At 28.2% G+C, this 25,581-nt stretch carries 26 protein-coding genes and 1 tRNA gene; 8 read left to right on the top strand and 19 right to left on the bottom strand.

Going from position 1 to position 25,581, the window contains the following annotated elements; genetic code table 11:
* Positions 1 to 54: 54 nt before the first annotated feature.
* The 5 genes from rbsB to rbsK are packed head-to-tail and all read right to left on the bottom strand — an operon-like array spanning position 55 to position 4,798.
* On the bottom strand, positions 55 to 969 hold the full coding sequence (gene rbsB / locus NSA50_RS15835; RefSeq protein WP_257446606.1) for a ribose ABC transporter substrate-binding protein RbsB: 915 nt from the start codon (positions 967 to 969) through the stop codon (positions 55 to 57).
* Positions 970 to 989: 20 nt separating this feature from the next.
* Positions 990 to 1,928, bottom strand: coding sequence for an ABC transporter permease (locus NSA50_RS15830; protein ID WP_195265240.1), 939 nt, complete (start codon positions 1,926 to 1,928; stop codon positions 990 to 992).
* A gap of 16 nt (positions 1,929 to 1,944) precedes the next feature.
* On the bottom strand, positions 1,945 to 3,450 hold the full coding sequence (locus tag NSA50_RS15825; protein ID WP_195265237.1) for a sugar ABC transporter ATP-binding protein: 1,506 nt from the start codon (positions 3,448 to 3,450) through the stop codon (positions 1,945 to 1,947).
* A 17-nt stretch (positions 3,451 to 3,467) separates the two neighbouring features.
* The gene (gene rbsD, locus NSA50_RS15820) at positions 3,468 to 3,863 is read right to left on the bottom strand and encodes a D-ribose pyranase (RefSeq protein WP_257446603.1); all 396 of its coding nucleotides are present in this window, start codon (positions 3,861 to 3,863) and stop codon (positions 3,468 to 3,470) included.
* A gap of 5 nt (positions 3,864 to 3,868) precedes the next feature.
* Positions 3,869 to 4,798 carry a ribokinase gene (gene rbsK, locus NSA50_RS15815; protein ID WP_195265225.1) on the bottom strand — a complete coding sequence of 310 codons (930 nt, stop codon included), beginning with the start codon at positions 4,796 to 4,798 and terminating at the stop codon, positions 3,869 to 3,871.
* A 192-nt stretch (positions 4,799 to 4,990) separates the two neighbouring features.
* On the opposite strand from rbsK, the gene NSA50_RS15810 reads away from it, so the two are divergent.
* A tRNA-Met gene (locus tag NSA50_RS15810) sits at positions 4,991 to 5,066 on the top strand.
* Between the two features lie 72 nt (positions 5,067 to 5,138).
* Here NSA50_RS15810 and NSA50_RS15805 read toward each other — a convergent pair.
* Entirely contained in the window at positions 5,139 to 5,984 is an 846-nt protein-coding gene (locus NSA50_RS15805; protein ID WP_195265223.1) for a hydroxyethylthiazole kinase, read from the bottom strand.
* 188 nt (positions 5,985 to 6,172) lie between these two features.
* Between NSA50_RS15805 and NSA50_RS15800 the strand changes: the two genes are divergently transcribed.
* Complete coding sequence (locus NSA50_RS15800) at positions 6,173 to 6,733, top strand: NUDIX hydrolase (protein ID WP_195265221.1); 561 nt, start codon at positions 6,173 to 6,175, stop codon at positions 6,731 to 6,733.
* A 278-nt stretch (positions 6,734 to 7,011) separates the two neighbouring features.
* On the opposite strand, the gene yedF is transcribed toward NSA50_RS15800, so the two are convergent.
* The 9 genes from yedF to NSA50_RS15755 form a co-directional block, all read right to left on the bottom strand.
* Entirely contained in the window at positions 7,012 to 7,611 is a 600-nt protein-coding gene (gene yedF, locus NSA50_RS15795; protein ID WP_195265219.1) for a sulfurtransferase-like selenium metabolism protein YedF, read from the bottom strand.
* A gap of 268 nt (positions 7,612 to 7,879) precedes the next feature.
* On the bottom strand, positions 7,880 to 8,866 hold the full coding sequence (locus NSA50_RS15790) for a molybdopterin-binding protein (protein ID WP_257446598.1): 987 nt from the start codon (positions 8,864 to 8,866) through the stop codon (positions 7,880 to 7,882).
* Positions 8,867 to 8,882: 16 nt separating this feature from the next.
* A complete protein-coding gene (locus NSA50_RS15785) occupies positions 8,883 to 9,380 on the bottom strand; it encodes a molybdopterin-binding protein (RefSeq protein ID WP_195265215.1) in 498 nt (165 codons plus the stop codon).
* A gap of 64 nt (positions 9,381 to 9,444) precedes the next feature.
* Positions 9,445 to 10,251, bottom strand: coding sequence for a selenium-dependent molybdenum cofactor biosynthesis protein YqeB (gene yqeB / locus NSA50_RS15780; RefSeq protein ID WP_195430061.1), 807 nt, complete (start codon positions 10,249 to 10,251; stop codon positions 9,445 to 9,447).
* A 103-nt stretch (positions 10,252 to 10,354) separates the two neighbouring features.
* Positions 10,355 to 11,095 (bottom strand): selenium cofactor biosynthesis protein YqeC, encoded by a 741-nt coding sequence (yqeC, locus tag NSA50_RS15775; protein ID WP_257446593.1) that lies wholly within the window; start codon positions 11,093 to 11,095, stop codon positions 10,355 to 10,357.
* A 228-nt stretch (positions 11,096 to 11,323) separates the two neighbouring features.
* Complete coding sequence (gene selD, locus NSA50_RS15770) at positions 11,324 to 12,382, bottom strand: selenide, water dikinase SelD (RefSeq protein ID WP_257446591.1); 1,059 nt, start codon at positions 12,380 to 12,382, stop codon at positions 11,324 to 11,326.
* 237 nt (positions 12,383 to 12,619) lie between these two features.
* Entirely contained in the window at positions 12,620 to 13,759 is a 1,140-nt protein-coding gene (locus NSA50_RS15765; RefSeq protein WP_195265209.1) for a mechanosensitive ion channel family protein, read from the bottom strand.
* Between the two features lie 270 nt (positions 13,760 to 14,029).
* Complete coding sequence (locus tag NSA50_RS15760; RefSeq protein WP_142690777.1) at positions 14,030 to 14,188, bottom strand: DUF1540 domain-containing protein; 159 nt, start codon at positions 14,186 to 14,188, stop codon at positions 14,030 to 14,032.
* A gap of 127 nt (positions 14,189 to 14,315) precedes the next feature.
* A complete protein-coding gene (locus NSA50_RS15755; protein WP_195265207.1) occupies positions 14,316 to 14,921 on the bottom strand; it encodes an FMN-dependent NADH-azoreductase in 606 nt (201 codons plus the stop codon).
* Positions 14,922 to 15,130: 209 nt separating this feature from the next.
* On the opposite strand from NSA50_RS15755, the gene NSA50_RS15750 reads away from it, so the two are divergent.
* Positions 15,131 to 15,514, top strand: coding sequence for a winged helix-turn-helix transcriptional regulator (locus NSA50_RS15750; protein ID WP_279325039.1), 384 nt, complete (start codon positions 15,131 to 15,133; stop codon positions 15,512 to 15,514).
* A gap of 324 nt (positions 15,515 to 15,838) precedes the next feature.
* Here NSA50_RS15750 and sdaAA read toward each other — a convergent pair whose 3' ends face one another.
* The 4 genes from sdaAA to NSA50_RS15730 all read right to left on the bottom strand — a co-directional run bounded on the left by sdaAA (position 15,839) and on the right by NSA50_RS15730 (position 20,092).
* Positions 15,839 to 16,720, bottom strand: a complete 882-nt coding sequence (gene sdaAA / locus NSA50_RS15745) for an L-serine ammonia-lyase, iron-sulfur-dependent, subunit alpha (protein WP_195265205.1) — start codon at positions 16,718 to 16,720, stop codon at positions 15,839 to 15,841.
* A 1-nt stretch (position 16,721) separates the two neighbouring features.
* The gene (gene sdaAB, locus NSA50_RS15740; protein ID WP_195265203.1) at positions 16,722 to 17,402 is read right to left on the bottom strand and encodes an L-serine ammonia-lyase, iron-sulfur-dependent subunit beta; all 681 of its coding nucleotides are present in this window, start codon (positions 17,400 to 17,402) and stop codon (positions 16,722 to 16,724) included.
* Between the two features lie 248 nt (positions 17,403 to 17,650).
* Positions 17,651 to 18,283, bottom strand: coding sequence for a hypothetical protein (locus tag NSA50_RS15735; protein WP_195430051.1), 633 nt, complete (start codon positions 18,281 to 18,283; stop codon positions 17,651 to 17,653).
* A gap of 153 nt (positions 18,284 to 18,436) precedes the next feature.
* On the bottom strand, positions 18,437 to 20,092 hold the full coding sequence (locus NSA50_RS15730; RefSeq protein ID WP_195430049.1) for a nucleoside kinase: 1,656 nt from the start codon (positions 20,090 to 20,092) through the stop codon (positions 18,437 to 18,439).
* 197 nt (positions 20,093 to 20,289) lie between these two features.
* Between NSA50_RS15730 and NSA50_RS15725 the strand changes: the two genes are divergently transcribed.
* From NSA50_RS15725 to argC, 5 genes are all read left to right on the top strand, one after another.
* The gene (locus tag NSA50_RS15725; RefSeq protein ID WP_195265198.1) at positions 20,290 to 20,976 is read left to right on the top strand and encodes a DUF421 domain-containing protein; all 687 of its coding nucleotides are present in this window, start codon (positions 20,290 to 20,292) and stop codon (positions 20,974 to 20,976) included.
* Positions 20,976 to 21,356 carry a DUF4363 family protein gene (locus NSA50_RS15720; RefSeq protein WP_195265196.1) on the top strand — a complete coding sequence of 127 codons (381 nt, stop codon included), beginning with the start codon at positions 20,976 to 20,978 and terminating at the stop codon, positions 21,354 to 21,356. Before NSA50_RS15725 ends, NSA50_RS15720 begins: the two co-directional genes overlap by 1 nt.
* Positions 21,357 to 21,910: 554 nt before the next feature.
* The gene (locus NSA50_RS15715) at positions 21,911 to 23,134 is read left to right on the top strand and encodes an argininosuccinate synthase (RefSeq protein WP_195265194.1); all 1,224 of its coding nucleotides are present in this window, start codon (positions 21,911 to 21,913) and stop codon (positions 23,132 to 23,134) included.
* Between the two features lie 2 nt (positions 23,135 to 23,136).
* Positions 23,137 to 24,537, top strand: a complete 1,401-nt coding sequence (argH, locus tag NSA50_RS15710) for an argininosuccinate lyase (protein ID WP_257446579.1) — start codon at positions 23,137 to 23,139, stop codon at positions 24,535 to 24,537.
* Entirely contained in the window at positions 24,525 to 25,559 is a 1,035-nt protein-coding gene (gene argC, locus NSA50_RS15705; protein ID WP_257446576.1) for an N-acetyl-gamma-glutamyl-phosphate reductase, read from the top strand. The genes argH and argC overlap by 13 nt, the downstream gene beginning before the upstream one ends.
* Positions 25,560 to 25,581: the final 22 nt, after the last annotated feature.

The raw sequence follows: 25,581 nt of genomic DNA, 5'->3' as shown, positions 1-25,581 counted from the left end.
AGTTTTACATATACGATTATACCATAGTTAATTAATATTTATTTGACAACTTTACTAATAATTTTGATTACTAACAATTTTTAGATCAGCTGCTATTTCTTTATCTACAGCTTCACCATTATATATTTTTAATGCTAATTCAACTCCTAATGCACCAATTAAATCTGGTTGTTGTGCTACTGTTGCAATCATTTCTCCTTTTTCAACTGCATCTAGAGCATCTTCATTTCCATCGAATCCAATAACCATCGCCTTAACATTGCTTGTTCCAATTGCCTTTGCTGCTCCAAGAGCCATTTCATCATTATGAGCAAATACTACTTGGACATCTGAATTACCTTGTAGTATATTTTCCATTACTGATAAACCCTTTTGTCTATCAAAATCTGCTGCTTGGCTTGAAACAAACTTAACATTTGCTTTATCATCTAAAATGCTATGGAATCCAGCTCCTCTATCTCTAGTTGCTGATGCTCCTGGAATACCTTGAAGTTCAACTACATTTATATTTGCTTCATTTCCAAGCTTTTCTAAAACAAATTCTGCTGCCATAGCTCCGCCCTTTATATTATCTGAAGCTATATGGCTTGTAACTTCTCCACCATTTGATTGTCTATCTAAAGTAATTACTGGTATATTTGCCTTATTTGCAACTTCTACTGATTTAACAACAGCATCACTATCTGTTGGATTGATTAATAAGGCTACTACACCAAGTTGTATTAAATCTTCTACATTAGATCTTTCCTTAGCTGGGTCATTTTGTGAATCTAAAACTATTAACTCAAATCCTAGCCTTTCAGCTTCTTTTTCTGCCCCTTCTTTCATGCTAACAAAGAAAGGATTATTTAAAGTGGATAAAACTATTCCAATCTTTTTGTCACTATTTCTATTTGAGCATCCCATAAAGAAACTCATTGAAACTATGGCTACTAGAGAAAATGCTAATATCTTTTTTATACCTTTCATGTTATCTCCTCCTATTTCAATTATGCTTTCTTTCTGCTCTTCTTATCTAATAATACTGCTATTAAGATAACTAATCCTTTTACTATTGATTGATAAAATGGTGATACATTCATTAAGTTTAATCCGTTATTTAATACTCCTATGATAAGAGCACCTATTAATGTTCCTGTGATTTTACCTTCTCCACCTGCTAATGATGTACCTCCAATAACAACTGCTGCTATTGCATCTAATTCAAAGCTTGTTCCTGCATTTGGTGAAGCTGATGCTATTCTACTAGTTATAATTACCCCTGCAATTGCTGATGCAAAACCTGAAACTACATATACTAAAGTTTTAATTTTATCTGTGTTTATACCTGATAATCTAGCTGAATCTTCATTTCCACCTAATGCATAAAGATATCTACCAAATCTTGTTTGTGATAAAACATAAATTGCTATTATAGAAACGATTACAGTGATGATAACTGGAATTGGCATGAATCCGATTTTTCCATTACCTATATTAACGAATTTTTCTGGTAACTTAGAAATTGGAGTTCCATTTGTAAATACTAAAGTAGCACCTCTAAATATTGTCATTGTTGCAAGTGTTGCTATAAATGCTTGTAACTTACCTTTTGATATTAAAAGTCCATTTACTAAACCAATTGCTATACCAACTAAAGCTGCAACTACTATTGCTAATGTAACACTTCCTGTTGATTTGATTATTGATGCTGATAATGCTCCACTAATTGCTAAAGTTGACCCAACTGATAAATCTATTCCACCAGTTAAGATAACAAAAGTCATACCTACTGCAATTATTGCATTAACTGAAACTTGTGTAAAAACATTAGTAATGTTTGATAGTGATAAAAATGATGGTGTAACAAATGTGATTATCGCACATAGTAGCACTAATCCTATAAGAGATTTGTATTTAGATGCAGTTTCTTTTATATTAATATTCATAATTGTATCCTCCCAACTATTTATTCATTCCAACAGCTAATTTCATTATGCTTTCTTGTGAAGCTTCTTCTCTTTTTAATTCTCCTGATATTTTTCCTTCACTCATAACAAGAATTCTATCACTTATTCCTAAAACTTCTGGTAAATCTGAAGATATCATTATTATCGCCTTTCCAGATGCTTTAAGTTCATTTAATAATTCGTATATTTCCTTCTTTGCTCCTACATCTATCCCCCTTGTAGGTTCATCAATTATTAATACTTCTGGAGATAACATAAGCCATTTTGCAAGTATAACCTTTTGTTGATTACCTCCACTTAAATTTTTTATTAATTGATCTCTATTCGGTGTTTTTATCTTAATTTTATCTATGTAATAATCAACATCTTTTGTTGCTTTATTTTTATCTATAGCCATCATTTTGCTTTCATATTTTTTTAAATTAGATAAAATCATATTTTCAGCTACAGATAAGCTAAGAACACAGCCTTCTTTTTTTCTATCTTCTGATAAATAGCAAATTCCATTATCTATTGCTTCTTGAATATTTTTTATATCAATTTCTTTTCCTTTAATCTTTATTGTTCCAGAAGTCTTTTTATATTCTCCAAAGATTGTTTTTGCAACTTCTGTTCTTCCAGATCCCATAAGACCAGCTATTCCTAAGATTTCTCCTTCTTTTACGCTGAAACTTATATCTTTTATTCCAACATTTGAATTTAAATTTTCAACTTCTAAAATATCTTTTCCAACCTTTACTTCTCTGTAAGGGAATTGGTCTTCTATTTTTCTCCCAACCATCATTGAAATTAATTTGTCATTATCAATATCTTTAATTAAGGCATTCCCTGCATATTTCCCATCCCTAAGAACTTCAACTCTATCACATATAGCAAATATTTCTTCCATTCTATGAGATATATAAATTATTGCAATTCCTTTTTTCTTTAAGCTGTCTATTACTTTAAATAAATTCTTAGTTTCTACTTCTGTTAAAGCTGTAGTTGGCTCATCCATTATTATTACTCTTGCATTCTTAGTTAAAGCTTTTGCTATTTCTACCATTTGCTTTTCCCCAACATTTAAGCTAGAAACAAGAGTATTTGGATTTATATTTGCACCTATTTGATCTAAGAATAATTTACTTCTTTCTATAAGTTCCTTTTTATTTATTTTCCCAGTAAACTTATGATACTTTTCATTTCCTAAGAATATATTTTCTGCAACTGTTAAGTTATTTAAGACACTCATTTCTTGATGGATAATAGTAACACCATATTCTTCTGCTGATTTTATTCCTTTGATATGGGCTTCTTCTCCATCTATAAATACTTTACCTTCATCTTTTTGATATACTCCACTTAATATCTTCATCAATGTAGACTTACCAGCTCCATTTTCACCCATTAAAGCTGTAACTTCTCCACCATAAGCTGTTATATCAACATTATCTAGGGCCTTAACCCCTGGGAATATTTTTGATACTCCCTCCATTCTTAGCATTGGTATTCTTGTACTCATATAAATACCCTCCTTAACTAAAATACAACTCCTGATTTTAAAATTATATTTGCATACGGTGTTTGTTCACCTGTTCTAACTACTGCCTTACATTCCTTTAAGTTTCTTTTCAATTCTTCATGAGATACAAATGTTATTTTTACATCTCCTATAATTTCTTTTATTTCTTCAAAAAGTTTTGGACTTATATCTTCTGTTTCTTTTGCTAATATTACTTCTTCTATTTGTAGTTCTTCTAATGCTGCTTTCAAAGTTTGCATAAATGTTGGAATTCCATTTATTAATGCTAGGTCTATTCTTTCTGTTTCATTTGGTATTGGTAAACCACAGTCACCAATTGCTAACATATCTGTGTGTCCCATTTTTGATATTACTGAACTTAAATTACTATTTAATAATGATGTCTTTCTCATTAGTATTACTCCTCTCCATAAACCTCTTCCACTTCTTTTAAATATGGTATTGAAGGTTGTGCTCCTTTTCTTTGAACTGCTATTGATGATACCTTATTTCCAAATGTTACTGCTTTTATAAGGTTTTCTTTATTTAGATTTTTCACATCTAACTTTGAACTTAAGCCTCCTATAAAGCTATCTCCTGCAGCTGTTGTATCTATTGCATTTACTTTAAATGCTGGTACTACTTCACTAAATTCTTTTCCTATTACTGCAGCTCCCCTTGATCCTAAAGTTATAATTACAAATTTAACTCCTTTATTTAAGAAAACTTCTGCTGCTTTTTTTGCATCTTCTAAATTTTCTACTTTTATACCAGTTAAAACTTCTGCTTCTGTTTCATTTGGTACTATAATATCTGTTACTTTTAAAAGTTCATCATTTATTTTTTTAGCTGGTGCAGGATTTAGTATTGTTACTTTTCCAAAATCCTTAGCCTTTTTAAATGCTTTAAAAGTAATTTCTTCTGGTGTTTCAAATTGAGATATTAATATATCACTTTCTTTTAATGCTTTTTCTGATTTATTAATTTCTTCTTCATTTATTGTCATATTGGATCCTGGAACAACTATTATTGAATTGTTTCCGTTATCGTTAACCATTATAATTGCCATTCCTGTTGCTTCTTTTTCATCTTCATATATAAAACTTACATCTATATTATCTTCTTTTAATTTATTTTTAAGTATTAAGCCATTATCATCTCTACCTATCTTAGATATCATTACTACTTCTGAGCCACTTCTTTTAGCTGCTACTGCTTGATTTGCTCCCTTTCCACCTGATATCTTTTCAAAAGATTTTGATAAAATAGTTTCTCCTACTTGTGGTATATCCTTAACCTTTAAAACTAAATCCATATTCATGCTTCCAAGTACACATATCTTATTCATAAATCTCTCTCCTAAATAATTATTTTTTAGTAAATCGGTTTACTAAATCGGTTAACTATATAATAAACCATCTGTAAACGTTTTTCAAGCACTTTTTTTAAAAAAATTCTAAAAATTTTTGCATATCTTCCTTTACTTTATGTTATAATAATGATATACTTAATTCACTGACTAAGGTTAGTAACTTAATATCGCGGGATGGAGCAGTTGGCAGCTCGTCGGGCTCATAACCCGAAGGTCGTAGGTTCAAGTCCTGCTCCCGCAACCAAAAAAGCTTTGGATATATCCAAAGCTTTTTAATTTTTATTAATTACTTTTTGATGTTAATATTTTATCTTCTTTATCTTACAAATGAATATTCAACTTTTGCTAATCTATTTAGTTTTTCTGAATTTATATTCTCTATTTCATCTAATAAGTACTCTTTTAACCATATATTTTTTTCAGGTTTTAAGTTCTTTTGTACAGCTATTTTTTCACTTACTGCTATAGTCATAATAGCAACTAAGACGGCTCTAAATATTTGTTCATTATTGCTTGCAGATGCAACCCCTACAGAAATTAATCCACACAATATTGATTCAACACCAAATATATTATTAAACCTTTCTCGCTCACCTTCTAAATAAAACTCACTAAATCCATCAGTTAAATAATAATCTTCACACTGAACTACTGTTATGGTGTTAAATCTTTTTGAAAAACTTCTTAAGCTCACTCTAACCTCTATATTTTCTTTTACCCTTGAACTGGTAAAGTCTTTGTTCTTTAATTTATCATCACTTTGGATTAATACTTTAAATTCCTCTAACTTTCCCTTAACGACGTTTATATTGTATCTATTTATGAATCTTAATGCTATTTCTTTTCTAAAAAACGAAAAATCAACTCCCATTATATCTAAAACTACAGGGATACCTTTTCTTCTTGCTACTCTAATTGCTTTTTCTATTATATCTACTCTTGCTGCATTTAAATCTTCTAAATTAATTAATAGACAATCACATTTTGAAGTTATATCTGGTGATTCTTCAGTAGAATTACTAAATATTGAGTGACCATTATAGCATAAAATTCCTTGTGCTAGATCTTTTGCTGAAACTGAATTAGAGATACAGTGTATAAGAGGGTTCTTTTTTTTCTGCAAGTTCAAACTCTCGTCTAATGCCCTTATACCAATTTGCATTTTGTATCCTCTCTTACATCCTGAACTTAAATTATGCCGATGTTTCTATTTCATATACTACATCGATATATTTTATTCGACTATATTTTCATATGTTACATATTTATTTTTCTATAGGCTAATAGTTTAATCACATATTTTGTTATATAATTAAAATTAATAAAATTAGTAATTCAAAGGAGAAATTTATGAGTTGGATAGAAGAAATTAAAAGCTATGTACCTTATACTAAACAGGAAATAGCCGATAAAGAAGCAATTTTATATGCAATAAATAATTTTAATAATCTTTTAACTAGGGAAAACCCACTTGCCCATATCACTAGTTCTGGATACATAGTAAATAAAGATAAAACAAAAGTACTTATGATTTATCATAATATATATAACTCTTGGTCTTGGACTGGTGGCCATGCTGATGGGGATGAAGATTTACTTTACGTTGCTATAAAAGAAGCTAAAGAAGAAACAGGTGTTAAAAATATAAAAGCATTAGATAATAAAATTTTTTCATTAGATGTTTTACCTGTTCCTGCACATATAAAAAAAGGTAAAGAAATCGCTTCTCACCTACATTTATCAGTTGCTTATTTATTAGAAGCTGATGAAAATGATGAACTTTTCATAAAAGAAGATGAAAATAGTGGCGTTAAATGGATTCCAATAGATGAGGTTGGAGTTTACTCAACAGAGCTAGATATGATTAAGCTATATGAAAAATTCAATCAAAAGATTAAACAATTTTATTAAATATAGAAAATAGATAATTCTGTGTAATTATCTATTCTTCACTAAAAATCTTGTGTTTTATTGACAAAAAAATCATCACATTGATTTAGACTACACATGACACTTCATCGGTTATATATGCAAAGGGGGTAACGAAACGCGACCCCCTTTATATCTTATTAAATTTACTAATTCCAATAACTTTCTACTATTAAAATATGCAGTTTATAAATAAAATAATAAAAAAATTTTGAAAAATATAAATACAAAGCATTTTCTATTTATCGTAGCTTTTATATTTATAATTTTATAGTATTTCCACTTCTATTCATTAAGTCTATAATTTGATACATATTTCCAATCTCGCCAACTTTAAGCTCGTCCTTTAAGTTATAAAAATCAAGGCATGCTCCACAGCTTATTATGTTTACACCTTTTTCTCTCATAGAATTTAAACTATCTAAAACATCTGACCCTGAACAAGTTAACTTTACTCCACCATTTATGAACATTAAATTTTCTGGTAGCACCTCTGCTTCCGCTAATGTATTAATATATACTTTCATTAGAGTTTCCCCTAATCTATCATCACCATTACCAAGTAAATTTGATGAAACTAATATAGTTGGAGCAACTGTCTGATTAACAATTTCTTCTTTATATACATCTTGATGTATTGTAGTAAATTCGCCCTTTGCTAATTGAATTGTATATAATCCATTTTCTTCTTCAAAACTACTATTTAGCTTTAATCCTTTAGCTAATCTTAATATATTATTTTTAGCAACCTCGTTATCTACTATTACTAAAGTTTCCTTTGAATCTTCTAAGTCAAAATATTTCTTTGTTTTTATAACAGGCATAGGACACGCTAGTCCCTTACAATCTATAACATTCATACTGCCACCTCTTCATTTTATAATTTACTACCTTTATTTTATCTTATACTTTAATTATAGCGCTAATTTTATATATGCTTCAATTAATATTACAAATAATTAAAACTATATGTATATTAAATAGATAAAGAACTTGCTTAAACATAATAGAAAAATTAAAATCGAATATATTATTTAATCTTTAATATAAGTTATCAAACTACTAATTATATGTAGCTAATATCGATTATATAGATATCTTATTAAAATTTGAAATCTTTATTATACCTTATATATAATCGTTAGCAATGCACAAGCCTCCATGACTATAACTTGCTATGTCATACTTAGTTAATTTTTCTCCGGCTAAAACTCTTGGTAATATCACATCAAAAGCAGTGCTTTCTGAAAAAATTACTCCTCCAGGTAATCCTAATATTGGTATGTCTCCTTTATAAGAAATTAGGAACATAGCGCCTGGAAAAATAGGAGTACCATAAGAAATAATTTCTGCTCCAATTTCCCTTATTGCTTTAGGCGTTAAATCATCAGCATCAACAGACATTCCTCCAGTGCAAAGTATCATTTCTGCACCCTTTTCAAGCCAATGATTTATTGCTTCTTTTATTTCTACTAAATTATCTTTTATAATTGTTTGTCCAATAATATCACAACCATATGGATATATCTTCTTTTCTATAACACCTTTAAATGCATCTTGTATTCTTCCATAATACACTTCGTTTCCAGTTGTAACTATTGCAACTTTTTTCGGTTTAATTGGAATAACATTTATTATCTTTTTACTTACAACACTTTGAACTTTAAGTAATTTTTCTTTTTTAATTGCTAATGGGATAACCTTAGTTGCAGCAATTTTATCTCCCTTTTTAACAACTGTATCATTCTTAATAGTTGATAGAATAACTTCATCTATAGAGTTTAATTTAACAAGTAAATCTAAATCTATTTTAAGGAGTCCATCTATAGCAGCAAAGAATTCTATTTTCCCTTCCTTAACTTCTGAAAAAGTCAATCCACTACCTGCACATATATCTTTAAGAAATTCTGCTGCTTCATTTTCATGAACTAAATTTTCATCTTCATCCCATATATAAATATGATCTTTTCCTATTGATAAAAGCTCATCTATATCCTTTTCCTCAATTATATGTCCCTTTTTAAAAGCTACACCTTTAAATTCTCCTGGAACTACTTTAGTAATATCATGGCATAAAGCACATCCTATAGCCTCTCTTACATCTATAACTTTCATATGTTCACCTCTTTTATCATATAACACAATCTTTTATTCTACCAATTACCATTTCTACTCCATATTCAATTGTTCCTAAAGCAAAATCTAAGGATGAAATTAGAAATTTAGGATTCTCTGGTAAATTAACTATTAATGTTTTTTCTCTAATACCAGAAACCCCTCTTGAGAGCATTATATTTTTACTCATTTGCAAATTATAGTATCTTATTCCCTCTGAAATACCACTTACTTCTTTTATAATTATATTTCTTGTTGCCTCTGGAACAATATCTGTTGGGCGACATCCAATTCCTCCGCTTGTTAGTATTAAATCTACTTTCAGTTCATCACTCATATACTTCATTTCATTTTCTATATCTACTTGATTACTTTTTAAAATTTTACATCTTAATATTTGATGCCCTCTATTTTCTAAATATCTTTTAATTATTTTTTCCCTATAATCATCATCTCCCTTTTTATATTCTTTATCATCTACAGTTATCAGCCCTGCTGTTATCATTAATCCCATACCTTTCTTGACTAATTCTCATGTTTTAATTAGGAATTATTTTTATACATAATTAATAAAAACTTCATATACCTTTTTTATTTTTAATCATTAATAAAGCTTCTAATACACCACCTCCTATATTTCTAGCTTTATCTGAAATTGTAGTATAATTATTTATTTCTTTTAACCTTGGATCTATATCTCCTATTTTTAATCCTATTTCAACTCTTGTTCCATCTTTTATAATACCTCTAAGTAACCCATCTATAGGTGCTAATACTTTTTCATTACCTATTGCTGCCAAAACTTCACCTTTTTTAACTATGTCACCTATAAATTTATAATTCTTTATAACTCCATTTGCTTCACTATATATTACTCTCTCTTTTGAATAACCAGCAATTTCTCCTGGTACACCAGTATTAGGCATTGCATAACCTTCAAATATTAACCTTCCTAGGTTATGCCCCCTCATTGTTTCTATAACAACATCAACATCAACACCAGCCTCAAATCCTGGTCCTAGTGCTATTGTTATTGGTGCCATTTCCTTATTGGTTCCTAAATTTTTTTTAGCTAGTATGGCATCCACTACTACAAATGGCTTAATTTTATTAATAAACTCTCCATTAGCATCTACTACTATTGGAATAAATTTATTCTTAAATGCATTATTTATATCATCTAGATTATATGCACGAATTGCTTTTATTCCTTCTACCTCAGCTTCTCCATTATATATAGCATCACTAAATGCTACGTTTCTTCTAATTGCAGTTGGTTTTTCTATTTCTAAAACTAATACATTAAATCCACTTCTATATAACTTTTGTATTGTTCCAGATGCTATATCTCCTCCACCTCTTACTATTACAGTCCCTAAATCCATAGCTCCCATCCTCTTTCTTATAATTTATATTAAAATAAATATATATCTTTAACTTTACTACTTCACTTAAATAAATCTCTTCTAAATTAGTAATCTATAAACTCTACATTAACACTATTTTATAAATTTTATTTTTTAAACTTCCATATATTATTTTATTTAACAACTTATCCTTTTCATTTCTTTTGATAATTTCCTTAATAAGCAACTTTAAATTATTTTCATCAATTGTCTCTACCTTATTTAGAAATAATAACCTTTCACCCTTAGAATACTTAAACAAACCATCTTTATTAAATATTACTTTTACAAAATGATTTATATTTATAACTTCTCCTAGAGAACTATTAGTAAGATCATTAAATTCACATAATCTATGCACATTATTATCATTTATTTCTAATCCTAATGATTCAAGACTCATAACTCCTATAGTTAAGTTTGTCTCACTAGAAATGACTGGTTCAGTATCATTCCAGCCCTTAATTGGTTTCCTTTTAGAGCCATCAGCTTCTAATAATATAAAATCAAAATCTTTTGTTAACGTTTTTATATCACTTTCATTTATACCTATAAATTTATTTTCTTTAGTTATAGCTTTAGAATATGCGTAAATTCCATTATTCTTCTTATCCCTTATAGAGTGATATTGGTTTTCACCTACAGCTAAAAAATCCACCTCATCTCTTGTTGGAACGAGAATTTTTGTTGTAGTTGATATTAAAACTTTATTATCATCTTTAAGATCATTTGCTAATAAATACATTAAAGTTGTTTTCCCACCACATCCAATTATAGATATTACAGATTTATTTTTTATCCCTATAATCTCCTTCAGCTTCAATTACTATCTCCCTATTCTTATTTAATTTTTCTATACTAATTCTAAACCACAATATAATTATATAATAAATAGTATATATGTTAAATATTTGAACACAATTTTGTTAAATTAACCATGTTTCTTAAATATTTCCTTTAAGTATTTTACAAATATTTATAAATTTAAATAAATTTCAAGTTATTATATAAAAAAATAAGTGAAGATTATAAGCTTCACTTATTTTTTTAACTATCTTATTGTTATTATATTTTTATTACTTCCCTTTTTAACTACTCTACCAATAATCTCTGCTTTTATTTGACTTCTATTATTTATATTCTCTAATAATTCATTTGCCTTGCTTTCTTCAACTGAAATTAATAGTCCTCCTGATGTTTGAGGATCAAAAAGTGCAAGTCTCATTTGCTCAGAAATTTCAGGACTAAAGTCTACCCATTCTTCAAAATATTTTTCATTAGAATATGCTCCACTAGGAAGACAATATTCTTTTATTAAATCTATTACTTTATTCATTATAGGTATTTTTTTACTATCTATTTCTATTTCAACTTCGCTTCCATTTGCCATTTCATATGCATGTCCTATAAACCCAAATCCTGTAATATCAGTACAAGAATTAACTCCTACTTTTTGCATTTCTTCTGAAGCAATTTTATTAAGAGTTGACATTACATTTGCTGCTTCTTCAAACTCTTCATCTGTAATAAATTCTATCTTCAAAGCTGTAGTTAAAACACCGTATCCAAGAGGCTTTGTTAATATAAGAACATCGCCATCTTTAGCGCCTGAATTTGTTACTACTTTTTTAGGGTCAACTATTCCTGTAACAGAAACTCCGTATTTGATTTCTTCATCTGTAATTGTATGTCCACCAGCTATTGTTGCTCCTGCTTCTCTTATCTTATCAGCCCCACCTTTTAATATCTCTGCTAATATTTCTGGTCCTATAGTTGCTGAGAAACATGCTAAATTTAATGCTGTTAATGGCTTTCCCCCCATTGCATAAACATCACTTAATGCATTAGTTGCAGCTATTTGACCAAATGTATATGGATCATTTGCAACTGGTGTAAAAAAATCTACCGTTTGAACTAATGCCAAATCCTCTGACAATTTATAGACACCAGCATCATCTGATTTATCAAAACCTACAATTAAATTTGGATCTCTATCCTCTACATTGGCTTCTATATGACTTAAAACCTTTGCTAATCCATCTGGAGTAAACTTACCTGCGCATCCGCATCTTGTTGATAATTGTGTAAGTTTTTTATTATTTAGTCCCATATAAACACCTCTTATATATTCTTCTATTATAATTCATGTAATTTACTTAATAATTAAATTATACCACTAAATTTTCATAAAAAAAGTGGACATATATAAGTTACTTATTCCATAACATTTTTAATACTAATTAACAAACTTACATATGCCCACTTGAGCTCTAAACTAAGAATAATATATAATATGCTTTCTATCTTATATATTATTAATTTAATTTAACATTTGCTTTAATTTCCCCTATTTTCCTCTTTCTTCTTCAGTTATATTTCTTATTGATTCTAGTTCTGTACATTCCGTTTCACAATTTGCTCCTCTATTCTCTAATCCATTTCCAAAATTAAAAGTAAAGAACATAAGCTCTACTTCTTCTTCTCTAAGTATTCTTAATATATCCATATTTATTTCTTCTTTTAATTTTTCGTATAATTTATAATTTAATTCATTAGTATAGAAATAAACAAAAACTCCAAATCCATAAGTTGATAGCTCATTAAAACTTACAATAATTAAATCTTTATCAATTTTTTCATGACTATTTAATAATTCTTCAATTCTACTTATGCAATTTTTAATTTTTTCAACTTCAGTGTCAAACTTAATAGTGAACTTAAAATGTATTCTTCTTAGTTTTCTTTGTGTCCAATTTATAATATTTTCATTTGCAAGCTTTGAATTTGGTACAGTTGCAACCGCCATAGAAAACGTCCTTATTTTTGTGCTTCTAAACGTTATGTCTTCAACTATTCCTTCAACTTGAGATGTTTGTATCCAATCACCTATTGCAAAAGGTCTATCTAATACTATTATAACTCCACCAAATAAATTAGAAAAAGTATCTTGTGCCATTAGTGCAAATGCTACACCACTAATTCCAAGACCAGCTATGAATCCCGTAAAACCAAATTCCCTAGCTACACAACTTACCCCTATCACTATAATAACTAATCTTATTATTATAGATACAAAAGGAAATACTATTGTATTTCCTCCATCATTTTTATGCATTCTTGTATATAAGAGAGAATTTTCTAGAGTTAAATTGTAAAAGAAATAACATATTACTATAACTATAAATATTTTTTTTAATCTATCACTTGTAACTGTATTAACATTCAGACCATCGAAATCTATAATCTTTAATGATGCATAAAAAGAATATAATGTTATATATAGCTTGATTGGCTTTTCCAACGCCCTTACCAAGCTATCATCTGCAAAATTTTTAGTTCTCTTTACTATCCTAATTATATAATCAAAAATCTTAGTTATTATATATTTGTTTATAGCTAAAGCTATAATTATGACTATACCTGCAATTATGTATTTGCTTATACTTATCTTTAATAATTCTGTAAAAATATCTTCTATCTCTTTCATAGTTCCTCCTAAAAGGATTTCTATAAAATGTTAACTATAAATCTAAATAACATTTTCATTTTTATATCAAATATTATTTTTACCTATATTCTTTATTTTTATCCATTTTATGAATTTAATATTTCCTATAATTCTTCTTAAATTCACTAATTATTTGTCATAAGATTTAATATATTTTACAAATAAAAAGAGAAAGGAATTATCCTTTCTCTTTTCTCTTAGATTTATTTAATTTAAATCCAATATCTAGCTTGTAATTCTAAAAAATTATTATCTTAATTCAAAAGAATCACAATCTGTACATTCTACTTGAGTTGGATTTTTTTCATGAGTTCCAACTTGAATCATTGATAATGTACAATATTTTTCATTTGTATTATTATACTTACATTGTTCAACTGTACATTTTATACTTGGGTTCTTATCCATTAAAATCACCACCTTACAAAGTTATTATTAGCTTTATAAGTTATACTATTCATAAAATAAAACTATTTTAAAGTGATGAAATTAATCTATTTTATTGATCCTTAGAATCTCTTCTTAAATCTTTAAATTAAAAATTCTTTGCTATTTCTTTTGCTTCAGCTATTTCATCTGTAACAATCTTTTCTACATCTATTCCATATACATCTAAGTTTTCAGCAGCAACGCTCTTAATATCTTTAACACCAAAGAATGTTAAAATAGATTTTAAATATCTTTCTCCCATTTCTAGGTCTTTAGTTATTGGATTTGAATAATCTCCACCTCTTCCAGAAACTATTAAAGCCTTAGTTGCTTTACATAATCCTACTGGACCATTTTCAGTATATTTAAAAGTTATTCCTGTTACACTTACATAGTCAAAATAAGCTTTAACTATTGCTGGTGTTCCTAAATTCCACATTGGTGTAGAAATAACAATCTTATCTGCTTCAGCTATTTGATAAGCATATTTTAAAATTGGGTGCTTCTTACTCTCTTCAGTTTTTTCTCCAAATACAGCTGCTAAATCTTCTGGTCTTAAAAAGTCAATTCCTTCCTTATATAGATCTAAAACTGTTACTTCATCATTTGGATTGTTCTTTTTATATTCTTCTATAAAATTATCTGATATTCTAAATGTTCTTGATTGTCCTTCTGGTTTAATATTTGCTTTTATATATAATACTTTATTCATTTTGTCCTCCTAATAGTAATTACCATTGGTAATATACTTGTATTTTGCTATAATATAAATACTAGTTTAAATATTCTTTTTTTTCAAGTAGACACTTTTTTTATACATAGTATCCAAATTGATACTGCTTCTCAATTAAAATAGTATAACTTATATTTTTATTGTGATTAAATTTTGTGAAATTTATGTTATAGATAAGGAGAAATTATATGGAGAAATTCTCAATAACTCATAATGATTGTTATATAAACGAATCAAATAACTCTCATGAGATATGTCCAATGATTTTGGTGCATAAGCTAATTTCTGGCAAATGGAAAATATTAATACTATGGTATTTATGCAAAGAACCGCTTAGATTTAGTGATTTAAAAAGAAAGCTTCCTAATGTTACTCAAAAAATGCTTACAAATCAACTTAGAAGCCTAGAAGAAGACAATTTAATTTACAGAAAAGTTTATCCTGTAGTTCCTCCCAAAGTTGAATATGGCCTAACTGCTGTTGGAGAAAAAATAATGCCTGTACTTCAGGCTATGCATAATTATGGTGAGGATTATATAGATATGATGAACGGAAACTCAATGGATAATTAATAATTTACGCCGAAGAATTAAGGTGATAATTCATATTCGCTAAATGAAAAATTATAGAATGAATAAGTTATTGCATTAATTTTAGGAAAGCCGAATGAAAAAATGATAGAGTTATAGAAAAATCCTTAAGGGATTTTTAATTTATATTGTGCTTTACACAAATTAATTCTTTAAGTTTTACGTAGTAAAACCTCCTTAACTCTTTCACTATTAACTATTAATTTGTGCACTTTCGCTTCCTAAATATTTATTAATAAATATTAGTGGATAAATATAAATAGAGCATGCGAAATAAGCATACTCTATTTATATTTATCACGATATTTAATTGTCTCCAAAGACTTTTTTCTTTAACATTAATCCAGCTTTTGTTACTGCTACGCCACCTTGTGCAGTTTCTCTTAATGAAGCTGGTAAACTTCTTCCTACTTTGTACATTGCAGATAATGCATCATCAAAAGGTATCTTAGATTCTACACCTGCCATTACTAAATCTGCTGTACATAATGCACTCATAGCTCCAGAAGCATTTCTTTTAGCACATGGAATTTCTACTAATCCAGCAACTGGATCACAAACTAAGCCTAATATATTTTTAAATACTATAGCAGCTGCATCTAATGACATTTTTGGTGTTCCACCCATCATCTCTACAACTGCTGCTGATGCCATCGCTGCCGCTGATCCACATTCGGCTTGGCACCCACCTTCAGCACCTGCAAAAGTTGCGTTTCTTCCAATTATCATTCCAACTGCTGCTGATGCAAATAATGCTCTCATTAATTCTTCATCATTTTTTCCAAGCCTTTCTCCAGCTGTTAAAATAACAGCTGGTAAAATACCGCAAGAACCAGCAGTAGGGCATGCAACTATTTTCCCCATTGATGCATTTACTTCTGATGATGATAATGCCATAGCCATCGCTAAAACCATAGTATCTCCAGTTAAAGAGTTTCCCTTTTTTAAATATTGTTGCATTTTATATGCATCTCCACCAATTAGCCCACTAACTGAATATACTTCTTTTTCTCTTGCTTCAGTTGCACCACTTCTCATGGCATCTAAAGTCTTTTTCATTTTTAGAAATACCTCTTCTCTTGAAATATCCCTATCTTCCATTTCTCTTATAATTGCGTATTCACTTAATGAAATTGAATTTTCTTCACATATATGTACAAGTTCTTCTCCAGATTTTGCTATGTCCAAACTACTCACCCTCCTCAACTTTATTAATAAGGATTACTTTTTCTATTCCTTCAACTTCTTTTATTTGTTCTATTAATTCATCTGAAATTTTACTATCAACTTCAAATGTCATAGTTGCATTTTTACCTCTTTGACTTCTGCCTAAATTTAAAAATGCAATATTAACTTTATTATCATATAAAATATTTGTAACCTTTGCTACAGTTCCAGGTATATCTCTATGGGAAGTTATTATCGTTGCATAAGCACCTGTGAATTTAACTTTATTTCCGTTTATTTCAACGATTTCAATATTTCCTCCACCAATTGAACTTCCTATAACATCACACTCTTTACCATTTTTACACTTAATTAAAAATCTAACAGTATTAGGATGATAATCTCCTAAATCTTCGTCTTTAAATGTTATTTTTATTCCTTTTTCTTTTGCAATTTCAAGTGAATCCCTAAGTCTTTCATCTGAAGGATCCATTCCCATTATTCCTGCAACTAAAGCTCTATCAGTACCATGTCCCTTATAGGTTTTTCCAAAGGATCCATGTAATAAAAATGTCACTTCTATAACATCATCACCTGCAATTGCTCGAGCAACTTTACCTAATCTTGCTGCTCCTGCAGTATGTGATGAAGATGGTCCTACCATTATAGGGCCTAATATATCAAAAACACCCATGCCACTCATGATTTTTTCTCCTTTTGTATTTAATTTTGCTATACATATTATATATTGGAATTAATTAAAAATCTATACGAGCTATTACTTATTAAATGTATAAGTAGAACACCTAATAAATTATAGTATATGAATAAATTTAGTATTTTACTAATTTATATAAAACTTAAATATAAATGCTTCACTCTTTTAATTAAATGAATATATTGATTATTTATTATACCTATTTAATTTTATAACTTATTACATAAAAAATATTAACCAAAGAGTTTAACTAAACTTAAATCATATATTTTTATTAAGTAAGGATTATCCTTAAAATAAAGTCTAAACTTATTACCATTTTTCTTAAAGTAAATAGTAGTTATACCATTTAACTCTCTTTTTAATTTAATCTTATCTATTTCGTGCCTTTTATACTTAAGTATACTCTTTCTTCTTATAACTTCCAATTCATCTTTATCAATATTAAATACATTGTTTTCAAATATAGTAACCTTTCTACTATATATTATTCCTATAATAAAAATTAAAAATATTAATATCGCAAATCTAGGCTTTTCTATAAGATTTATAATAGAAATGGAAATTAAATAAAAAGGAAAAATTTCTTTAAAAACTTTGGTATTAGTGTAATCAAATAATATATTCTCCTTATTTAGCTCTTTTCTTAAATCTTCAAGCTTACCTTTTTCACTCCATAAAAGAGAACCCAAACTTAACGAGTAAATTTTCCCCCTATAAGTTAGTATTCCTAAATAGCCTTCATCATAAAAAACACTTCTAATATCTGATTTTTTTATTTTTACTTTTCTAAAAAAACTTTTATAAATGAAATCATCATCAGTTAATTCTATAATTACTTTTTTATAATCATTTATTAATACCATAAAAACCCCCATAAGTAATTTAAGAATGAAAAAGTTAAGAAATGAAAAAAATAAAATAAAAATTTTTAAGATTTTTTACACTTTCATAATTTAACGAAGGTAAATTATTTCCTAAATTCTTTCATTCTCTCACTCTTTCATCCTTTCACTTTTCTAGTATTTATAAAATACGCTTCCACCTATAAATTCTCTTAATATACTATTAGTTGGTACATAATCCTTATCTATTTCTTTAAAGAAACCTAAAAATGATTTTAGTCTACTTGCTTCTAAATAAACTGGACTGTCTTGACCAATTTTATCTAGCTCTTCTAGTGCATATTTCTTTAATACACATAATTCATAAACTAAAGTTGAATTAAACATAACATCAGCTTCTTCTTGGAAAACAAAAATATTTCTTTCTTCTCCTCTTCTAATAGATGGCCACATCTTCAAGGTTTGTTCTGCTCCATACCCTCTAGATAAATGATCTCTAACGATTCTTCTTACTCTTCTTATATCAGTAGTTGCTATTCTATTATGATTATCTAAATTTAATTGAGTTAGTGCAGATATATAAATTTTAAATTTTTGATTATCTGAAATTGATGACGTAAGAATTGGATTTAACCCATGGATTCCTTCAATTAATAATATTCCATTGCTTGGAAGGGTTAACTTATTACCAACCCACTCTCTTCCACCCTTTTTAAAATTAAAACTTGGAATTTCTACTTCCTCTCCTCTTAGCAAACTGCTTAAATTAGAATTAAATAATTCTAAATCTAAAGAATAGATACTTTCAAAATCATATTCTCCATTTTCGTCTTTTGGAGTATGGTCTCTATCTACAAAATAATCATCTAATGATATAGGGATTGGTACATACCCATTTACTCTAAGTTGAACTGATAATCTATTAGCAAAAGTAGTCTTACCTGAAGAGCTAGGCCCTGCTATTAACACAACCTTTGTTTCTTTTCTTTCATTTATCATATCAGCTATTTGTGCTATTTTCTTTTCATGCAAAGCTTCAGAAACCATAATTAAATCTCTAAACTCTCTATTTTCAACTTTGTCATTTAATGAGCCAACTTCTCCAACGCCTAGAATGTTAAGCCATCTTTCTGTTTCCATAAAAATTTGAGATAACTTTCTATTTTCCTTAAAATCAGATACAGAATTTAAATTATCTTTCTCTGGATATCTTAATACAAATCCTGGCTCATAATACATTAAATCAAATGCTTTAATCACTCCTGTTGAATATGCCATTTGACCATAGAAATAATCATATCTTCCATCTAATTCATATAAATTTACATTTTCAAAAGATACATGATTTAATAAAGAAACCTTATCATCCATTCCATATCCCTTAAATATTTCAATAGCTTTTTCTCTTTTTACTCTTATCTTATTTATAGGTAAGTCTTTTTCGATAATCTCTTTCATTTTCAACTTTATCTTATCTATATCTCCAGTACTTAAAACTTCTTCCTTATGAAGTTCACCAAATACCCCTTCTCCAAGACTATGTTCAATTGTTATAACTGAATTATCGAAAAGGTCTAAAGTAGCTTTTATAAAAATGAACTGTAATGTCCTAGTGTAAATTTTATATCCTATAGTACTATCAAACATTATTAATTCTATATCACCATCTCTATCTATAACTCTAAACAACTCATGATACTTTCTATTTACTCTGCATAATGCTACATCCGTTGAATCTATTTTTAGTGAAGTGTCTATAAATTCCTTGTAAGTAATACCCTCTTGAACATCATATTCTTTGCCCTGGTATTTTATCTTAAAAATACTCATAATTGCCCTCCTCCAGCTAAACTTTTTGTCAATATTTTCTAAATATCCTTATTTAATATTATATACTGAATGTTCAAAAAATCTATAAAAATATCTTACATAATACTACCTTATTAATACTCATATAATACTCACCTTATTAATATAAGAATAAATCTATGCATTTATACAAATAATATCTCTTACGAGGTGGTTTTATGTTTATTGTACTAATTAGAACAATTTTTCTTTATGCTTTAGTTATATTAGTAGTTAGGTTAATGGGAAAGAGACAAATTGGAGAATTGCAGCCTTATGAATTTGTAATTACTATAATGATTTCAGATTTAGCTGCATTACCGATGCAAGATACACGATTACCATTAATATTAGGCGTTATTCCTATTATAACTTTACTATTTATTAAGACGGTATTATCATTAATTCAACTAAAAAGCCAAAAAGCTAGGAAAATTTTAGAGGGTGAACCTTGCATATTAATAAATAGAGGTAAAATAAATTTTGAAACTCTAAAAAAACAACAAATTAACTTAGATGAACTTATGGAAGAAATAAGACTTGCTGGATATTTTGACTTAAGTGAAATTGAATTTGGTATATTAGAAAATAACGGACAAATGTCCTTTCTAACTTCTAATAAATCTAGTGATGGAATCTCAAATTCTCAAAATACTAGTTCATCTGAGCCTAGACTACCTATTATTTATGTTTTAGATGGTAGAATAAATAGAAATGCACTAACTTCCGGAAATAAAACTGATGAGTGGATTCAAAATGAACTAAAGAAACATAAGGTTAACTCAATTAAAGATGTGTTAATTGCAATGACAGATACTAAAGGTAAATTTATTTACCAACTTCATACAGATAAGGAGGATAATTAATGAAAAACAGCATTATTTCTATACTCCTATTTATAGTATTAATTACAGGATTATTTTTTCTTGATACTAAATTTGTATCACTTTGTGATGATGTAATGATAAAATGTGAAGAAATAGAAGATCTTCTTGCTGAAGGCGAAGAATATTTAGCATATGAAAGTTCAGTTGAACTATTATCATTAATTAAGGAAAAAGCTGATATTCCTGCAATATATCTAAATCATGTTGATTATGATTCATTAATGAATGAATCCCTAAAGTTAACTCTTTATATAAAAGGTGAAGATAAGGCTGAATCATTAGCAACTCTTCATGTAGTAAGATATGCAGCCGAACATTTAAAAGATCTACAAAAGCCTAATTTACAAAATTTATTTTAAAATAATTTTTTAATTCAATCTGATCTTATTTTAATTTACACTTAATTATAAACATGCAAAGCTTATATGAAATAAAAATTACTTGGGATGTCTTTGACATCCCTTTAATTTTAATTGTGTGACAGCATATTTTTAAATTTTTAAATAAAAAAACATTCATAAACTAGTTCATAAAAATGCATCAATGTCATATACATACTATTATCGCGCAAGATTTATACGAAATATTTGAATAATTATTCAAATATACTATTGCATAATTATACCATAAGCTGTATAATTATAAACATAGTTTTCTCGCAAACTATATGAATATTTTTATTTGACTACTTTTAATATTTTAGTAGCCTATATAATATCTAAACAAATATGGCTTCAATATTGCTAATTCTATCAAATAAATCTATAAATGTTTTTAAATATAAATGTTTGATAATTAAATAGATAATTGAAGCATATAAATCAAACAAATTTTTATTAGTAATAAATATACTGTTGCTATTTATAAATATTCTTTCTTTTATTCTTAGCAATATACAAGGGGGCTTTAATATATGAAAAAAATTAATAAAGTTGTACTAGCCTATTCAGGAGGATTAGATACTTCAATAATTATTTCTTGGCTAAAAGAAAATTATAACTGTGAAGTTATTGCTGTAGTTGGTAATGTTGGACAAAAGGATGAACTCGTAGGTCTAAAAGAAAAAGCACTTAAAACTGGGGCTTCAAAGTGCTATATAGAAGATTTAACTCATGAGTTTGTTAATGAATATATTTTCCCTACTATTAAGGCTAATGCTATTTATGAAGGAAAATATCTTCTTGGTACATCTTTTGCAAGACCAATAATCGGTAAAAGATTAGTTGAAATAGCTTTAGCTGAAGGAGCTGATGCTATTTGTCATGGATGTACTGGTAAAGGAAATGACCAAGTAAGATTTGAGCTTGCTGTTAAAGCCTTTGCGCCAGACATGGAAATAATAGCTCCATGGAGAATTTGGGATATAAAATCTAGAGAAGAAGAAATTAAATACGCTTTGGATAAAGAAATTCCAATAGCAATAAGCTACGAAACTAATTATAGTAAAGATAAAAATTTATGGCATTTAAGTCATGAAGGCCTTGATTTAGAAGATCCAAATAATGAGCCAAACTATGATAAAATCTTAGAGCTAACAAATACATTGGAAAAAGCACCTGATAAATCAACTTATATAACTTTAAAATTTGAAAAAGGTATTCCAGTTGAATTAAACGGTGAGAAATTAGATGGTGTTACTTTAATTGAAAAGCTTAATAAAATAGGTGGAGAAAATGCCATTGGAATAATTGACATGGTTGAAAATAGGTTAGTTGGAATGAAATCCAGAGGTGTTTATGAAACCCCAGCTGGAACTATACTTTACAAAGCTCATAAAGATTTAGAAGAAATTTGCCTTGATAAGGAAACTTCTCACTACAAAGAAATTGTAGCATTAAAATTTGCAGAAATTGTTTATAACGGCCAATGGTTTACTCCCCTTAGAGAAGCTTTAACCGCATTTATAGAAAAAACTCAGGAAACTGTTACTGGTGAAGTAAAACTTAAATTATATAAAGGCAATATAATAAATGCTGGAATGACTTCTCCTTACTCCTTATATAGCGAAGAGTATGCAACATTTGGAGAAGATGCTGTATATGATCAAAAAGATTCTGCTGGGTTTATAAACTTATTTGGTCTTCCTATAACAGTTAAAGCAAAAATGAATGAAACACTAAAGAAAGCTGGTAAATAAATATGAAACTTTGGGGCGGACGATTTGAAAAAGGAGTTAATTCATTAGTTAATGATTTTAACTCATCAATACGAGTGGATTCAAGAATGTATAAGGAAGACATCTTAGGTAGTTTAGCTCATGTAAAAATGTTAGGAGAACAAAATATCATCCCAAAAGAAGATAGTATAAAAATAGCTGCTGGCCTAGAAACAATATTAAAAAGATTCGAAAACGGAGTTATCAAAATAGATGAAGCTTCTGAAGATATCCATAGTTTTATAGAAGGAACATTAACCTACTATATTGGTGCTGAAGGAAAAAAACTTCATACTGGAAGAAGCAGAAATGATCAGGTAACTCTCGATACAAAGCTATATTTAAAAAGTGCCTTAAAAGATTTAGTAAATAATATTCTATCTCTTCAAGAAGTTATCTATCAAAAGGCTAATGATAATGTAAATACTATAATGCCAGGATATACTCATATGCAAAAGGCACAACCTATAACCTTTGCACATCATTTATTAGCATATTCTGAAATGTTTAAAAGAGATTTAGGTAGAATATTTGATTGTTATAAAAGATTGGATCAAATGCCATTAGGTAGTGGAGCTCTTGCTACATCAACCTATAACCTTGATAGACATATGATAGCAAAAGACTTAGGCTTTGCTTCTCTTACTGTAAATAGCTTAGATTCAGTTTCAGATAGAGATTATGCAATAGAAGCTTTATCAACCTTATCTATGATAATGATGCATTTATCAAGATTTTCTGAAGAAATTATTCTTTGGGCAACAAATGAATTTAGCTTTATTGAACTATCTGATGAATATAGTACTGGTAGCAGCATAATGCCACAAAAGAAAAATCCTGATGTTGCAGAATTAGTTAGAGGAAAAACAGGAAGAGTTTATGGTGATTTAATAACACTTCTTACTGTTATGAAGGGGCTTCCTCTTGCTTATAACAAAGATATGCAAGAAGATAAGGAAGCTTTATTTGATGCCTTAGATACAGCAATTTTATCATTAAAAACCTTCACTGGAATGTTAAATACTATGAAGATTAATAAAGAAAGCATGAGAAAAGGAGCTTCTAGTGGATTTACAAATGCTACTGATGTTGCCGACTATCTAGTAAAAAAAGGTTTAGCTTTTAGAGTGGCACATGAAATAGTTGGTGAAATAGTTCTTTATTGTATAAAAAATGATTTGGCCATAGATGATCTTTCATTAGATGAATTTAAAAACTTCTCACCTATTTTTGAAGAAGATATATATACTGCAATAGATTTAGTAAATTGTGTTGAAGAGAGAAAGATTTTTGGCGGTCCAAGTTCCTCTTCAGTAAAAATTCAATTAAATTTACTTTTAGAATCAATAAAAAATACTAAGGAGGATTTAAAATGCTTAAAGTAGGAATAATTGGGGCAACTGGCTATGTAGGAGTTGAACTACTTAGGCTTTTATTAAATCATCCTAAAGTTACTATTGAAGCTATAAGTTCAGTTTCTTATGAAGGTGAGCCAATATCTTCTATATATAAAAATCTATATGGTGTTACAAACTTAATTTGTGAAAACCAAAATGCTGTTATAAATAAATGTGATATTATATTTGCTGCACTTCCTCATGGTCTTAGTGAGGAAATTGCAGAATTAGTTTCTAAGGAAAATAAAGTACTTATAGACCTTGGGGCAGACTTTAGATTAAAAAGCGAAGAAGATTATAAGAAATGGTATGGAAAAGATTTTTTATATAAGGATCTTCATAAAAAAAGTATTTATGCTCTTCCTGAGCATAACAGAGAAAAAATTAAAGAATATAAAATAATAGCTAATCCAGGATGCTATCCTACTTCGATAGAACTTGGATTAATGCCTTTACTAAAAGACTCATTAATTAAATTAGATAATATAATATGCGATTCAAAATCAGGAGCAACAGGTGCTGGAAGAGGTCTTGCATTAAAGTCTCACTATCCAGAACTAAATGAAAACTTTTCTCCATATGGAATAGGTTCTCATAGACATACTCCAGAAATAGAACAATGCCTATCAGATATAGCACAAGGGGATGTAAATATTACCTTTACTCCTCACCTACTTCCAATAAATAGAGGTATATTATCAACTATATACTGCTATCCCAAAGAAAAAACAACTATTGAAAATATTCATAATTTATACTCTAACTTTTATAAATATGAGCCTTTTGTAAATATACTTCCACTTGGTGATACAGCTTCTATAAAAGATGTTAAATACACAAATAATTGCAATATATCATTACATTTAAATCATAGAGGTGATGGACTAATAATCATCAGCACAATAGACAATATGATTAAAGGAGCTGCGGGACAAGCAATACAAAATATGAATATAATTATGGGATTTGAAGAAACAGACGGATTAAAATTAGTTTCTTCTGGAAACTAATTTTAATTTTTTAATTGTAATA

Source organism: Clostridium mucosae (genome assembly GCF_024622765.1).
Lineage (GTDB): Bacteria > Bacillota > Clostridia > Clostridiales > Clostridiaceae > Clostridium.
The sequence above is the reverse complement of the archived record's forward strand: the minus strand, read 5'-3'. Positions and strand labels throughout refer to the sequence as shown.

Bases quoted from the DNA above. Each gene is read 5' to 3' on its own strand.
- selD (WP_257446591.1), bottom strand. From the start codon at position 12,382: ATGGGACTAAATAATAAAAAACTTACACAATTATCAACAAGATGCGGA.
- NSA50_RS15720 (WP_195265196.1), top strand. From the start codon at position 20,976: ATGAAAAACAGCATTATTTCTATACTCCTATTTATAGTATTAATTACA.
- NSA50_RS15785 (WP_195265215.1), bottom strand. From the start codon at position 9,380: ATGGGATTAATGATAACAGCAGGGCTGATAACTGTAGATGATAAAGAA.
- NSA50_RS15730 (WP_195430049.1), bottom strand. From the start codon at position 20,092: ATGAGTATTTTTAAGATAAAATACCAGGGCAAAGAATATGATGTTCAA.
- NSA50_RS15750 (WP_279325039.1), top strand. From the start codon at position 15,131: ATGGAGAAATTCTCAATAACTCATAATGATTGTTATATAAACGAATCA.
- NSA50_RS15725 (WP_195265198.1), top strand. From the start codon at position 20,290: ATGTTTATTGTACTAATTAGAACAATTTTTCTTTATGCTTTAGTTATA.
- yqeB (WP_195430061.1), bottom strand. From the start codon at position 10,251: ATGGATTTAGGGACTGTAATAGTAAGAGGTGGAGGAGATATAGCATCT.
- NSA50_RS15825 (WP_195265237.1), bottom strand. From the start codon at position 3,450: ATGAGTACAAGAATACCAATGCTAAGAATGGAGGGAGTATCAAAAATA.
- NSA50_RS15715 (WP_195265194.1), top strand. From the start codon at position 21,911: ATGAAAAAAATTAATAAAGTTGTACTAGCCTATTCAGGAGGATTAGAT.
- rbsD (WP_257446603.1), bottom strand. From the start codon at position 3,863: ATGAGAAAGACATCATTATTAAATAGTAATTTAAGTTCAGTAATATCA.
- NSA50_RS15765 (WP_195265209.1), bottom strand. From the start codon at position 13,759: ATGAAAGAGATAGAAGATATTTTTACAGAATTATTAAAGATAAGTATA.
- argC (WP_257446576.1), top strand. From the start codon at position 24,525: ATGCTTAAAGTAGGAATAATTGGGGCAACTGGCTATGTAGGAGTTGAA.
- rbsK (WP_195265225.1), bottom strand. From the start codon at position 4,798: ATGAATAAGATATGTGTACTTGGAAGCATGAATATGGATTTAGTTTTA.
- yedF (WP_195265219.1), bottom strand. From the start codon at position 7,611: ATGAATGTTATAGATTGTAAGGGACTAGCGTGTCCTATGCCTGTTATA.
- sdaAB (WP_195265203.1), bottom strand. From the start codon at position 17,402: ATGAGTGGCATGGGTGTTTTTGATATATTAGGCCCTATAATGGTAGGA.
- NSA50_RS15735 (WP_195430051.1), bottom strand. From the start codon at position 18,283: ATGGTATTAATAAATGATTATAAAAAAGTAATTATAGAATTAACTGAT.
- NSA50_RS15800 (WP_195265221.1), top strand. From the start codon at position 6,173: ATGAGTTGGATAGAAGAAATTAAAAGCTATGTACCTTATACTAAACAG.
- NSA50_RS15790 (WP_257446598.1), bottom strand. From the start codon at position 8,866: ATGAAAGTTATAGATGTAAGAGAGGCTATAGGATGTGCTTTATGCCAT.
- NSA50_RS15755 (WP_195265207.1), bottom strand. From the start codon at position 14,921: ATGAATAAAGTATTATATATAAAAGCAAATATTAAACCAGAAGGACAA.
- rbsB (WP_257446606.1), bottom strand. From the start codon at position 969: ATGAAAGGTATAAAAAAGATATTAGCATTTTCTCTAGTAGCCATAGTT.
- NSA50_RS15805 (WP_195265223.1), bottom strand. From the start codon at position 5,984: ATGCAAATTGGTATAAGGGCATTAGACGAGAGTTTGAACTTGCAGAAA.
- NSA50_RS15830 (WP_195265240.1), bottom strand. From the start codon at position 1,928: ATGAATATTAATATAAAAGAAACTGCATCTAAATACAAATCTCTTATA.
- NSA50_RS15760 (WP_142690777.1), bottom strand. From the start codon at position 14,188: ATGGATAAGAACCCAAGTATAAAATGTACAGTTGAACAATGTAAGTAT.
- argH (WP_257446579.1), top strand. From the start codon at position 23,137: ATGAAACTTTGGGGCGGACGATTTGAAAAAGGAGTTAATTCATTAGTT.